Origin of the sequence: Bacillus sp. AFS098217, from assembly GCF_002551815.1 — a bacterium.
Lineage (GTDB): Bacteria > Bacillota > Bacilli > Bacillales > Bacillaceae_G > Bacillus_A.
Map to the genome: position 1 here is coordinate 86119 of NZ_NVPR01000019.1, position 14518 is coordinate 100636.

Below are 14518 nucleotides of genomic sequence, written 5' to 3' on the forward strand. Positions count from 1 at the left end.
ACCTTCACCTCAATCGATTACATTTCGAATTTGAGTCATATATTGACCTGGCGCAGTGTAATTCAATCCTGTTATTTGCACACCTTTATTATTACCAATATGAATCATTTGGTTATTCCCCATATAGATAGCAACATGCCCAGGATTTTGATAAAATATCAAATCTCCAGGTTTTGCAGATTCCAAAGTAACTTGCTTACCTTGCGTTACCTGTGCACCAGTCCAATCACCCAATGCCACATTAATACTCGTTTTAAATACATATTGTGTGAATCCAGAACAGTCTGAGGTACCAGCAGCGGGATTTCTTGCACCTAATACATAGCTTACCTTCCCTTGTCCAATCCATTTCTTCGCCTCTTCAATCACTTTATTTCGTTTATCGGACCCACCGCCAGAGGTCATACTTCCATCTGCACCTTTTTTAAAGAATTTCATAGGATCGACAGGTTGGTCGTTTATACGAATTTGGAAATCTAAGTGAACTGCATAACCATTCATATTTAGTTCCCCTGTACTACGGTTATAGTTTGAACCACCCATTTTGGCAATTACTTGTCCTTTTGTAACTTGTTGTCCGGGCTTAACTAAAATTTCATTTAAATGAATGTAGCGTGAAACGACTCCATTTCCATGATCGATATATACTCCTAAACCGCCGCCACCTACAAAACCTGTATCACTTCGAACAGTTCCTGCCTCCATAGCCCAAACATCGTCACCAGCTTTACCAGCAGTGGTTGCACCAATATCCACAGCATTATGTTGCTGACCATTCCGTACTGCATCAAAGGTGTCTGTAATTCTGGTAGATTGTGTTGGCCATTTCCAACCTTTATCTGAACTCATTCCTCCATCAGCAGTCACACATCCCACATCTTTGTAATTTTTCATTATTTTGGTAACATATGTATAATCCCCGTAACAATAAGGTGAACGCCATCCACATGAGCTTGAACTAGCTTGTGTCAATGAAAATGCCTTTGCTGTATCTTCAGAATACCCACCATGACTTTTCGCAAAGTTGATATAACCAGGTCCCATATTATATCCTTGTAAAGCAAGCGCAACATCTCCACCCGCTTGCGTTAACACGTCTTTAAATTCCAATACTCCAGCTTCAACTGATATATTGGGGTCTGTGATACATCCAACACGAGCATCACCTCTTACTCCCTTACAGGCTGGACTTAAATCCCCGTACGCTCCTTCAGATGCTTGCATAGGATCTCGTCCTTCTCCACCTGATTCCTGCATCATTTGAGCAGCGATAAGTCCTGCATACTCACCGATGCCATGCTTAGTCGCCATTTCTTTAATTTTCGGAAAATAATTCATTACACTTTGGCTCACACCTACTGGTTCACCACCAGGATTAATCGGGCCCACACACATTCCTCCAACAAATGAACTTGGAGCAAGGTGTCCATACATTCCTTCTAACATACCAGCTTCTAAAATTTCTCGCGCTCTTTCTTTTTGACTTTTAGTAAATTTAGCGAGTTCCATGGCTTTCTCAATCCCGTGAGAAGAATAGGTGACTTTTTTATTTGGATTACTGTTAATCTCATCTATTTTTTTCTTAAAATCTGTTTCTCCTAATATCTTCTTTACCTCTGGACCTGAATAGCTTTCTGATTTCGTTTTTTGCCTTTCTACTTTCTTCTTTTCACAAGGTCCATTCTGTCCAGCCTCGCATACTTCTGTTTCCGTATATTCTTCATACTGAACCTCTAAGAAGTATGAGATAGCATCATGTGGGTCGCGATCCGTTATGTCATTATCGTATCTTGCCATATCGAAGGCTAATACTTCTTTCCAATCTACATTTAACTCTGTTGCAATTTGTATATACCTCTTCACTTGTTCTTCCGTTTTGCTTTCATCCTTTGTAAAGGGAACAAAAGAAGCTATAATTACACACACAAGAATGATAAGACCCATCATTAAAGCTGCAGGTACTCCGATTACTCCTATAATTGCTGCTAGAATTTTCGTAACTCCTGCTTTTACTAGTTTAGCAGCAGCTTTCGCAGCTTTCTTCGCTCCTTTTCCAACAAGTTTCGCAGCCTTATTGCGAACCTGCATCCCTTTCTTCTTGACGAAGTGGGATGCAGCTTCTAAAATTGGACTGCTTTCTTTCTTATTATTTGGATCATTCGGATGTTGACTCATAGATTTGTCACACCATATTTACCAAATTCACTACTTCTATTACGTCGATTCATCAACCGTGGATTTGGCGTAAATGGAATTAAATTGTGCGGGTCGTGTTCCGACAAGTTCATGTGTGTCTCAGTGCGTTTTGTTTCATCATTATTATGTGTAACCAGAACCTCATCCTTGGTAACAATACTACTTTCTTTCACTTCACATTTTCTCTCTATACGTTGGTTTGCTTGTAAACGTGTATCTCCATTCCCAAATGGAGAAATACGAGAGACTGTACCATCTTGTGTCGTACCAACCATATAACTGCGGTCTCTTTCCACAACCATTTGAACATTACTAAAACCACCCGCTTGTAAATCAGCCATATAGAAATGCCCATTATCCACTTTGTGATTCGCTGTAAGCGGTGGTTCATTCATCACTCGTCTTTGCTGTAATGGTTGCGGATTTTGATTTCCTACTAGTTTATTTGGATTTACGTTAATCGGACGATTGATACCAATTCTGCCTCCGCTAGAATCCTGAATATAGGCAGAAGCCACTTGTTTCCCACTTCTATATGGGGTGAATTGTCCATCCGTAATGTTTAGATCTTGATACACAGCTTGTCCGGAACGAATACTACTATCTCCACTGCCGTAACGAGATACCACTTGTGTCATGCCACTTGAGTCTTTCGCCTCAATCCATGATTTATTATTTGTTGTCACTAGGCGAATTGCACCTCGTGCTACAGATTGATTTCCTGAAGGATCGGTTGTTGTAGGAACCATTCTTTTAATTTCATTCATTTCTTTTGCTTCTGCGCGGACAGCACCGTTATATGGATTGTATTTGCTAGCCATACGTGCTGTAGCTTGATATGCTCCTACACCGCCAATTACACCTGCCGCGTAGCTTAATCCTTTTGTCACGTTATAATGTCTTTCCGCAGCACTGCTTCCTAATGCAGTATTTACACCTGCTTGAGCACCACCTATCACTTGCTGTATAGCATTTCCGCCTTCTCCACGTACAGTTTGTGCACTATTTGTGTAAGCAGCAGTTACATTCTTAATACCATCCCAATTTACGGCTTGTTTGAAAGCTGTATCTAAGCTTTTTCCTACCATTGCCCCTTGTTGAGTGATACGTCCTACTGCTGAAGTTGGAATAGACATTTTCCCAATGCTTCGCGAGAAATCAGCTGCACTTGTAGTAGCATCTGCATAAGATTGTTCAATTTCTTTAACAGATAGATTTCCTGCTTTCGCCATACTCGCTTGTGTTTGGGTAGCTGTATATACAGCTTTATTGATCACACCACCATTCGATACCCCATGTGAACGAACATCTTGTACAGCACTCATAATACCGCCGCTCACTTGTTTACTTACTGTACCTAATGCTTGATGATTGTTTACTCCTTGTTGTAGTTGAGAAGCAAATGCATCCTTATTAATATAGGATTGTCCATGTAGACTATTCCCACTCGCATCTTTTGCACTTAATGGCATCGCACCTGCATTCACAGCTGCTTGTTGTGCCACTGCCTTAAATTCTGCTCCTTTTTGGTTCAGATGGGAAGCCCACGCTTCCGTTTTTTGTGCTTGGGTCATCGTAGCAGGTAAGTTATTCATAAATGCTGCTTGCTGGTCTGCAGCATATCCTTGTGTAAATGCTTCTGTTGAAGCATTCACTAAATTACCAACATTACTTACCTGTTTAGCAGTTTGACTACCATATCCGTTTGAGAGCGATTGTGTTTGTACGCCATCCACTGCTTTTTGAATGCCTGCGTTTGATATCAATCCATTCAGTTTTGGATCACCCTGTAATCCATTGGATAACTTAGACGCAAACGCATCTTTATTCACATACGATTTATTAAATAAGCTTTCGCCCGATTTATCTTTTGCATCTAATGGCATCGCACCCGCTTGTAATGCTGCCTGTTCAGCGTGGTTTCTAAATCCTTGTACTTTCGAATCCAGATGGTCGTTCCACTTCTTATTCTTTTCTTCGGCAGTCATGTTTTCTGGTAATTGATTCATGAATGCCTCTTTGTGATCTGCCTCATATCCTTTTTGGAATGCATTTGTAGCAGCATTTACTAAATCCTTTGCATTACCATAAGGCGTTTGGTTCCTTTTCATGTTTTGCAAGTTTTCACGATGACCATTTGCGAAATGTGAAAGCTGGTCTGCATTTGTCTTTGCAACTTTTTTTGCAATTTCAGCATCCGATGCCCCTGGAAAAGCTGCTTTCAATCGGTTCGCAATTTGTGAATCCGGATTATTTGCTTTCCAGTTTTCAAAGTCTTTTGTGGCTAAATCTTGTGCAATATCTTCATCTGTTAATTCTGGATATTTCTCACCATTTAGACCTTTATATTCATCGATACCTGCTTTTAATCCTTTTCCGACCTGCTTACCTAAACCAACTACACCTTCCATAGCCGCACCTGTCGCTCTACCTGCTATAGCACCTGTCACACCGCCTACTTTACTACCTGCTGCTGCACCTACTGTCATAGCTTCTGGACCCAACCCAGCACCCATGCTCATTCCAGCTAAACCAGTAGCCACTTTACCAATTTGGCTACCAATCTGACCTGCTTTTAACATGCGCTCCGCACGAGCTGTCGTACCAAGATCAGTTCCAAGATTTGCACCAAGAGCATTTTTAGGATTATCTGCATCATCATTTTTCTCTTTGTCTTCTCGTTTATTACCTATTACACTACTTGGTGTATTTTTACCATCTTGACGTATACCTTTAACCATACCAGCTACACTTGCTAAAGCCCCAAGCCCTAACATTGTTCCTGCTCTATGGATTGTACCCGAGGCATTTGTGCTTAAACCAATAAAGCTCTTTAAGATTTCACCTACTGGTATAAACATCGCAAGTAAAATCAACTTAATTATGGTATTTTCGGTATTTCCAATTAAAATAAGAATCAACCAAAATGTTATGGCATGAATACTTTGGATAAGAACAGTTCCAATGAATTCTTTAATCCAATATAACGTTTGTTGTTTCTTTGCCGGAAAAAGCCACATACCCACCATAAGAGGTCCCATGAGCATTAACACATATAATGATACAGCACGCATTAAATAGAAGAAGTTGGCCCATAACATTAATCCCGCTTCTATAAATAAGGAAAATACAGCAAAAAGATAATTATCCTTATTTTTTTCCATCGATAGGTCGGTTAGAGTTGAACCAGGTTTAAGAGCATCCATGGTTTCTTTCTTTATAGCTTCTTTAAACTCTAAAGTAACCCAACCGTTTATATCAAAAATAAGATTATAGAAGAAGTCTAAATGCCATATACAAATGGACACTATCATTAAATCCTTCGCATACTCAATCATGGAAGTTCGATACGACGGATTAATTGCAGTGGACGACATTTTTGCCCCTGCAATCACGGCGCTTACTAATACGATGAAAGCCGCAAACTTAAACATAATAGGCATACCGGTATCTAAAACACTTTTTGCTGTCGAATCTGTGAATAAATAGCCTAATTTGGCATTATCTCCACCGAAAATCAAGTCAGGAATTGTATCAATCAACTTATAGATTGGTGATAATAAAGTTTTTACCATCGATACAATAAGCCCACCGACCCATTCAATCAATTTATCTAGCACAGTTTCTCCCTCCTTTTCTCTTGTAATCTAATTAACTTGCATATCCTTGCGTTTTTTTCATATTATTTAGCAGCTCTTGTAATACCGCTTCATTCGATTCAATGAACAACATCTCTTTTTCTGACGGATCCGTTTGAATCCAAACAGAACTATCTCCTACACGAAAAATCCCCTCCCCTTTTCCTGGGTTGTTTAAAATAATATCGAGTTCCCCCGCCGTTAAATTGAAGTTCTCTTCAATTTTTTTCTTATCAATTTTGTTTTGTTCGAAGAAGAAGTATGAATAAGTGGCTTGCAAGATACCACGTGCTTTTTTGTTTTCTAAGATACGTACAAAATCCTGACTCGCCCAGCACATTCCGGCATTCCGCTTACGTGCACGACGCGCTACCTTTTCTAAGAAATTAACCGTTTGCTCATAATCAATGAACTGCCACATTTCATCGACATACAGTACTTTACGTTTTACTGCATGTTCTGGGTTCTTGATCCAATGCTCCCAAATATAGTTCAAGATAACGTGGAAGGCTATTGGTTTTAAGAAACCTTCTTCTAAATCCCTAATATTAAAGTTAACAACACGAGACTCATTTAATTGAGTTTCTACGCCACGCCCAAAGTAACTTTGTCCATCAAATAAGGGTTTTGAACCATCCCGTAGAAATGGACGAATAGCTGCGATTAACTCTTCTGCTTTTACATCCTCCCCATGATGTTCTACTAGTACATCGTAGATTTCTTTCAACTCCGGTTCTGGTTTTCTTACTTGAGATTGCACTAGTTGACCATCAATTTTCTTTACATCATCTGTGTATAAAGAGGATGGATGGGATGTAATTTTATGCTTATCAAAGACTTCACGAATCGCATCTTCTAACATAGTTCGCTGAAATACATTCAGTCCTGATCTATCAAAGTCTTGTCCACGAATAATAATGTCAAAGAATCCTAGTAATTCATTGACTTTTTCTAAGACAGGAACAAATCGAACATATTTCTTACCATCTCGTTCCACAATTTCCTTCTTATCATATTGTTCGATTGCTTCTAATTCTTCATCTTTATCTGTAAGCTCCAACTCTGTAACAGACATCGCACATGGATTGATAATGATGTTACTTTCTGGCGAGATATTAAGATTAATCCCTCCTAGCCGTTTCGTTATTTTAACGAATTCTCCCTCTACATCGATAGTCATAGAGTAGGTATCTGCAAGTGATGTTTCACGTGCCATTTTCATTTTCAACTTTAAGCTTTTACCCGAACCCGGAATTCCTGTAACACCAATGTTATAATTAGGCGGACGATATTCATTATTACCAAATGAGTTCAAAAATTCGACTTGTCCTGTAATTTTATTTTTCCCAATCGGAATACCACCATTAAACCTTCCTGAACCAGATGCAAATGGGGCAAATGTACATAATGCTCGTCTATCTATATTTCGGTACGTATCTTGTAAAGTATTCGGTGCTCCTATTGGCATAACTGCTTTTAAACCACTTTTCACCCTATTCCATGTACTTGCAATTTTAAAATGAGAAGCTTGCATTTCATCTTCAATATATTCACATAACACATCCAATTCTTTTTTAGACTCCGCAAATGCAACTCCCATTGTACTTACCATATAAGAATCATTTTCATTGAATTGAATTTCATCCATTAAATTATTTGTATCTTGAATTTTCGCAATCAGATCTTTTTCTTGGTCAATATTACCTCGTGTTCCCTGAAACGCTAAGTTAGACCTTAACATTGTCATTTGCATATCTAAGGAACGCATAGCTTTTGATTTAGGTTCTTTATAAATATCAATCATGACATCCACTTCTCCAGCAGACGTTAACGTATTGAGCCAATTTGTTTGCATCATACGTGGATAGCCATCACGTGGTATATAAAACGGACGAAAGAATGTATTCGTTCCTAATGACTGCTTAATCACTCCATAATCTTCTGCATCAATCTTGATTCCTTCTGGTGCAATAACATCAAAAACAGTCGTTTGATTCTCTAATTGTGTAGGTATCTCATCCTGTTCTTCCTCATCAATCCTTACTTCTTCCGTTTCCTCAACCTCTATCTTCTTTTTCTCTTTTTTCTTCCTATTAAATAACTTCATTTTTACGCCACCCCATGTTTTGATTTCGCTTCTTTTTCTTCAGCTATGACTTGTTTTATTAATTCTAGTTTTCTCTCATTTGTCTCACCAGTTGAATATAAAGAGAAGTTTTCATTTTCTATCAAGTCCTGGAAACGTGCTTTTAACGCTTTACGACGATTAAATGAAACGTATAAGAGTTCAATCAGCTTATCTTTTGTTAGCATTTCCACATTAACTTTTGCTTTAAGTAATAAATTTCTTGACGCATTGTAACGGCGATATAATTCGTTAAATGCTTTATCTACAATCTTTTCTTCCAACTCTTCCTCTGAATCTGCCGTAATGGTGCCAATATCAACCTTATATGGATAAATAATGTAACGTTTTTGTTCATATCGAGGTCGTGAACGTTGCCAACTCTCTATGTTATCAAGAACTTCCTGCCCATATAAAATTGTTTCAGGCGTTAAATCCTTTGCTCCTTTCATGGTACTTGTCATTTTTCTTACAGGATCCGTCAAGTCAACAAACTTACTTTGAATGTATATTCTTGTATTAAATTCCAAAGTAGTTAACCAAGATTCAATCTTGATATCAATCGCCTCTTGTTCTAGGCTGGATAACAAATAGTAGTTAACTGGATTTGCCTCCGCAATAAATACGAAAGTGTCATCGTCATAACGAATCATATGGTTTTCAATCTCTTTGATATCCGATACAAAATCCATGAAGAAATCCACGTCTTCTTCATCTATAGCTTCATCCTGTTTATTTTTTGTAACGTTTTTGTTTTTTCCCGTAGCTCCCTTAATTTGTCCCTTCTTTCCCGAACCGAAGAATGGCTTACCATTCATCTTTCGGTAGAAGAAGAAGCCAACAATGGCCACAACTGCGAAATAGATAATTTCTAACATTTACAAATTCTCCTTTGTCCAATTTGTTGGTTCATAACCCTTTCTCCATTTCCCACGTTCGGAACGACTACGCATCTTTATCATTAAATATCTATCCAAGTACATGTGTTGCTTCTCTTTGTAGATAAACGCAAATGCAAGTACACCAAGTACTGTAGGTAAGGCGGATAGGATACAAATCAAAAAGCCTACAATAGCATTGATAGGTGAGAAAATCCCCCAGAAAAACGGTACATAGATATACAATGCTGCCCCTCCGCCAAGTAAGTAAATTAATTGACGCTTACTCAATACACCAAGAAGCGTTTTTTGTTCCGAAGTCATATCCACCGGGACGGTAACTTTACGCATTCTATTCCCTCCTATACTTATTAAAAAGCCCTCCCCAAAACAGAGGAGAGCTTCCTAAAAACTCTAGACCTAAATTGTCGCAACCCAAGCAGCGATATCATATGACTTAATCATGATAAAACCGCCGACTGCTGCACACGCTAAACCTACGAGCGCTTGTGTACGATTCTCTGGGTTCTTTCCTTGCGCTCCTGATAATTTAATTGCCGCGAAAACAACACAAGCAACAACCCAAATCCCACCAAAGCTAATTAATACTTTTACAAGTGTATTCATACTATCTTGCACAGTTTTTGCACTGGCGCCACTACCTCCACCAACACCACTTGTGAAACTACTTTTTGCCAGTACAAAATCTCCTACTGGTGTTGTCATAAGCTTTGCAGACAACCAATTTAACATATTCTTGCACCTCCGAAAATTTTTGCCCGCAAACGCAAAAAGACCCCAATACACGCACACGTCCCCTAGGGACATGGCGCATATTGAGGTCATCTCTTATATGCGAACTGTTTCATTGCTATTTTATTGTTAAATCTTGTTACAAAAATATTATAGCAATACAATCTATAAAATACAATACTTTGTTTCTACATTTTCCAAAAATATAAAGTAGAAACCTACTTTATTATATATTACTCCCCTATACTTAGTTCTGCTCACTATCTTTCGTGAGGTCTTCAAGTGTAACAAATTCACCATTTTGTATACGATGCTTTGCTTCCCTTGCTTCTACTTTCTCAGCTGCAGTTATGTACTCATCCCCATCTAAAATAGACTGGAACAAATCAAAAATTTTAGGTAACTGTTCATCAGGCGTTTTTTCCAGCATTTGATGCAACATTTCGCGAGTGACCTTCATATTCTCACCCCAATCTTGAAAACCAACCTTACTAATGTCATTTGCATTTCCTCTATATAAAAAGTAGGCTCCCTAAACAAACCAGGAACCTACTTTCTATATACTTCTTCTTTATTACCAACTTTTATTACTGTTCAGTTTTTAATATTGTTTCTACCTTTTCTACACTTAGTTCTACTGCCTCTGCAATCTTCTCTACCGGAAGTCCCAATCGATTTAGGTTCACAACGGTTTGTTGCTTCTCTTTTTTTGCCCCTTCTTCTATTCCTTTTTCTATTGCAAATTCTATCTCTGATTGTCTATCTCTAATTTCTTTTTCACGTGCTTCATATCCACGACGAAAAGACGGATCACTGCTCATATACTCCCACTTCTGCATCGCTTGTTTTAAAGCTGGATCTTTTTCCATTGCGATCGCCTCCAAAGTTTTCGTTAATTCTTCATCCTCGTGCGCAGGAAACAACAACAACCATCGTGTTAATGTATCTTCCCAAGGATTCAAACGTTGCCCTTTCCATTCTTTTGCGATTTTTGGAATTTCTATGAAATGTATTTCCAAATGATCACATATAACCATATCTGTATCATCATCCTTAAATTGTCCCTTTGTATGGAACCCTTCTTTATGCGAGTACATAATGAAATCCACTAAATTGATACAGATAGTTTTTCGTAGGGCTTCATATGCCATTCCTTTCTCTAACTGAGAACCATATATATTGGCCCAGTAATATAAAGAACGTTCTTTCATATCTTTTTTATCTCGGACCTGAATCTCTATATTTACTTTTATACCATTGTCTAGAGTCGCACGCAAATCTAATATGGACAGTTTATCATCCTCATGCTCCATCGGAAGATGCGGATCTTCTATACGTAAAGAAGTAATGGTTTCTTCTAAAGAAGAGTGTAGCACCGCGTTCAAAAAGTTAATTAATATCTCCTCATTCCCTACTACTCCAAATAATTGTTTAAACGCAAAATCAACTCTTAAATTTACTAGACTTTTATTCATAGTATTTCCTCTACCTTTCTTCTCTTCAATATTTTTATATAAATTCCTCTATCTACAGACATAATAAAAAGATAGAATGGTCATCCTATCTTTTTTATCCTTTATGATTATCTTGTTAAAAGAATGTTTTACACTAATACTGCTCTAAACCCCATATATACCAACACCTCTGGAAAAACAGTAAAAACAAAGTTGGAAAATACTTCTCTCTTTTATTTACTGTATATGGTGACATAAAGTAGGTAAAACTGTTAATAGTCAACGCTTTTACAAAAAATCAGTGTATTACTTTGTTGTAAAATGTACGACTTTCTTTTAAATTCACAATGATATTTTTTATAAACGTTGAAATACTGGGGTATATCCGAATTGCATTGACTCATCCAATCCCTTGCCCTGTGTTGGATTCCACGCCGCAATCGTCACGTTATAATTCTCTTTTCTCAATTCTGTCGCAAAAGCAATTAATGCTGCTCTTACTTTCTCGTTTTCTACTAAATCTGAGTCGAACGCTAGATAAATATTTTGTACATCCATATCTTTTAATACTGGCATTGCAATTCTCCATGCATTTACACCAGGTATTGCAAGTACAGTTGTTCCTACTTCTTCAAGCTCTAACGGATCAAATCGTTCCTGAATTAAATCTGAAATTAAATCCGCTTTGAGGGGCCCCTCTGTAATCCATACTGATTTTGCTTTATGTAGCGTACCAGGACTCCAATATTTCAATTGAGGAGTAGGGACAGCAACATGTACAGGAAGTGGTTGTTCACTACCACCAGCACCCGTACCTTGATGCTTATTCGCAGAAGAAATCCATAGATATTTTTGTCCTTTATGAATCTTCAAAACAATTTTATGCCCTTGAAATTGCAACTCTACATCTTTTCCAAGTTCAATCTCATCTTCAAATATACAATCCTCGTTTAAAGTTAATTTCACTTTATTTGGCTGTTGTACAAGCTCTGCCCGCAGACCATTTGGTCCAGTTTTCACATTAACTGTGTTCTTTACTTCATCAACACGTACTTGCCAACCAACAATTTGGTTATATTGATTTCTGAATGGAATCATAATACCTGGAAACCCTGCCAGTAAACGTAGGGACAGTTGTCCTTTATTCATTTCGTGGAAACCTGGAACGCCTTTCCAGCAATCTTGATTACCTAGTTGTGCAAATAGCTTTTCCCATACTGTTGTATAGGTTTCATTCTCTAATACAATCTGCTGTTTTAAAAAAGAACGATATTGACGAATTGCTATCTGTTCTTTTGTCATTTTTCTCTCATTGATTAAATGTGTATGATGATATTGTTGTAATGGCAAAAATTCTATTAATGCACGATTAAAAACATCTAGTTCTTCATCACTTTTTTTCGTATTTGTTTGTACTGGTTGTATCTGAGGAAGTTGATATTTCTTCTTCCCGTTTAAGTAATGAACGTAACTTGGATTACTAGAGTTCTTCCCATACACCCACTTACTCTCTACTCGAGTACACGCTACTTTCTCCTGTGACACATGAATCATACAATTTCCAATACTATTGCAAATTGGGCAAGGGACACGATAAAATTCCCACCAACTACCTCTTGGTTGCGCACTTGTTAAACGAAATTGTCCTTTTTCAATGTTATAGTTCATCATTCTCCGCTCCTTGTATCATTTTAATTACATATGGAATAACATCTTTCATTAGGCTTTCTATATGTTTATTAATATTTTCTCTTTGTTTCTCAAGTGGATACACAAACGAATATGTATCACATACAAGATAATCATTTCTTTGTCCACGATCTATTAATGTTGACTCAACATATGCTTCAAAAGCTCTTGCAAACATTTCATGATTCGTAGACCAATATTTTTTTGTCTTTCTTTTATCTAATTGAACTGCTGTATCAAAGAATACAGAACCATCAGCTTTATATGTAATCGTCTCAAATTTTTGCCCTGTTTTTTGAAAATGATAAGCTGCAAGCATTTGTGCAGCACGTTCAAAATCTTTTTCAATTTTACGTAACATTCGTGACTTTGCTGCTTCAGGTTGATTTTCAAGTCTTCTATGCAAACATGTATGATGCGTCCCTAATATAGCAGATACATTACCTTTAAACCCATCATAACAATCTATTACACTACCGTGAAAATACCATTTGCGATTGTATGCAGCTGTTACATCCACTTCTCTTTCAACTTTACCAGATTTAAATCCATTATTTGTTGATTTTAACTTATCAGCAATAGTTTGAGGTAACTCATGACCTATGCTTTTCAAATTGGAAGAAAAACCTGTGGTACCATTTTGAAAAGCGTAGCTACAATCATATAAAAAATGATCGAGAGCATGGAGCCATTCATGACATAATGCCCCTACACCATTATCACGTGTTAAATTAATTACTTTCGTAGACGGTTCATAGTGGGCTAATGCTGTACCACTTCCCCTTGCGCCGATTGCTAGTCCTAAACGACCACCTAATCCCATATACTCTGGTGGAAGCCCTAAAACTTGTGCTAAGTCATGTAACGCTTCTGATACATGCATGATGTGTTCCTTTGCATACTGTTCGCCGCAATAATGCCCAAATTGCAGTCCCTTTAATCCAAACATAGAAACGAGTTCTTCAGGCTTTGTAGCAAGCAACACTTGCGACCCTTTCCTTTGTAGCGTATCAGGAAGTTTTCTTGTCCAAACAGGCGCTGACTTTTTACGAGTAATTTCTTTCTTCGTAAGCAAGTCACTCCACGTTAAATTATGTGATACACGATTATATGTTTGATTTATACTTTTTGAATTTGTACATAATGAAATGAACTTCTTTCCTAATGCCAGGAGTTCTAACCCACTTGTATTCACAAATTCATCAAACTTCTCTACCACCATTCGTTTAAATGAGCATTTCGGATTCGTGTGTTTTCTAAACTCCGACCATCCATTGTTTATTTCAATTCCATAAGAAATGACAAGATCCACCCATTGAGCTGATGTTTGAACAGACTGTAAATCCTCCCATACCTTTCTACACGCCTTTACATATAATTGTCTAGCAGTTGGTGTATCGACAGGAGGTTTCGTATTGATTCTACGTACTAACAACTGTTTCAACTTAGCTACGTAAGGCTGTATTTCTTTATCCTTTTCTATTTCAAATGAAAATGGCATGAGTACTTTGCGGTCTAGTACATTTACTGCTTCAGCTGCAGATTCTTTCTCAATTTCCGATAATATATCTAGAGAAAATGATACCAAAAATGATTCTTTTAGCGCTCGAATCTCTTTCTTTGCACCAGCTAGTTTTTCCCCTACATCATAACTAAAACGATTTCCGAATTGTCTTTCAGTCCTAACATCATTGACTACATTCTCCTCTACTTGTACATCAAAAAGTTCGAATAATTTCATTTTCATATCTCCTTTTTATAAATAAAAAGACAGTAATTCATAGC

General features: G+C 37.6%; 10 protein-coding genes. All 10 read right to left on the reverse strand.

What is annotated here, in order from left to right:
- Positions 1-9: 9 nt before the first annotated feature.
- On the reverse strand, positions 10-2175 hold the full coding sequence (locus tag COO03_RS05040) for a lysozyme family protein (protein WP_097895629.1): 2166 nt from the start codon (positions 2173-2175) through the stop codon (positions 10-12).
- The gene (locus COO03_RS05045) at positions 2172-5816 is read right to left on the reverse strand and encodes a hypothetical protein (protein WP_097895632.1); all 3645 of its coding nucleotides are present in this window, start codon (positions 5814-5816) and stop codon (positions 2172-2174) included. Before COO03_RS05045 ends, COO03_RS05040 begins: the two co-directional genes overlap by 4 nt.
- 31 nt (positions 5817-5847) lie before the next feature.
- Positions 5848-7941 carry a VirB4 family type IV secretion system protein gene (locus COO03_RS05050; protein WP_097895634.1) on the reverse strand — a complete coding sequence of 698 codons (2094 nt, stop codon included), beginning with the start codon at positions 7939-7941 and terminating at the stop codon, positions 5848-5850.
- 2 nt (positions 7942-7943) lie between these two features.
- Positions 7944-8837 carry a hypothetical protein gene (locus COO03_RS05055; RefSeq protein WP_097895636.1) on the reverse strand — a complete coding sequence of 298 codons (894 nt, stop codon included), beginning with the start codon at positions 8835-8837 and terminating at the stop codon, positions 7944-7946.
- Positions 8838-9188 (reverse strand): PrgI family protein, encoded by a 351-nt coding sequence (locus COO03_RS05060; RefSeq protein ID WP_097895638.1) that lies wholly within the window; start codon positions 9186-9188, stop codon positions 8838-8840. It abuts the gene before it with no gap.
- A 69-nt stretch (positions 9189-9257) separates the two neighbouring features.
- Positions 9258-9590: a hypothetical protein gene (locus tag COO03_RS05065; RefSeq protein WP_097895640.1), complete on the reverse strand. Its 333-nt coding sequence runs from the start codon at positions 9588-9590 to the stop codon at positions 9258-9260.
- Between the two features lie 247 nt (positions 9591-9837).
- Positions 9838-10050: a hypothetical protein gene (locus COO03_RS05070; RefSeq protein WP_097895641.1), complete on the reverse strand. Its 213-nt coding sequence runs from the start codon at positions 10048-10050 to the stop codon at positions 9838-9840.
- 127 nt (positions 10051-10177) lie between these two features.
- Entirely contained in the window at positions 10178-11065 is an 888-nt protein-coding gene (locus COO03_RS05075) for an Rpn family recombination-promoting nuclease/putative transposase (RefSeq protein ID WP_097895642.1), read from the reverse strand.
- Between the two features lie 336 nt (positions 11066-11401).
- Positions 11402-12712 carry a DUF3854 domain-containing protein gene (locus COO03_RS05080; RefSeq protein ID WP_097895644.1) on the reverse strand — a complete coding sequence of 437 codons (1311 nt, stop codon included), beginning with the start codon at positions 12710-12712 and terminating at the stop codon, positions 11402-11404.
- Complete coding sequence (locus COO03_RS05085) at positions 12702-14474, reverse strand: LPD1 domain-containing protein (RefSeq protein ID WP_097895646.1); 1773 nt, start codon at positions 14472-14474, stop codon at positions 12702-12704. The genes COO03_RS05080 and COO03_RS05085 overlap by 11 nt, the downstream gene beginning before the upstream one ends.
- Positions 14475-14518 lie beyond the last annotated feature (44 nt).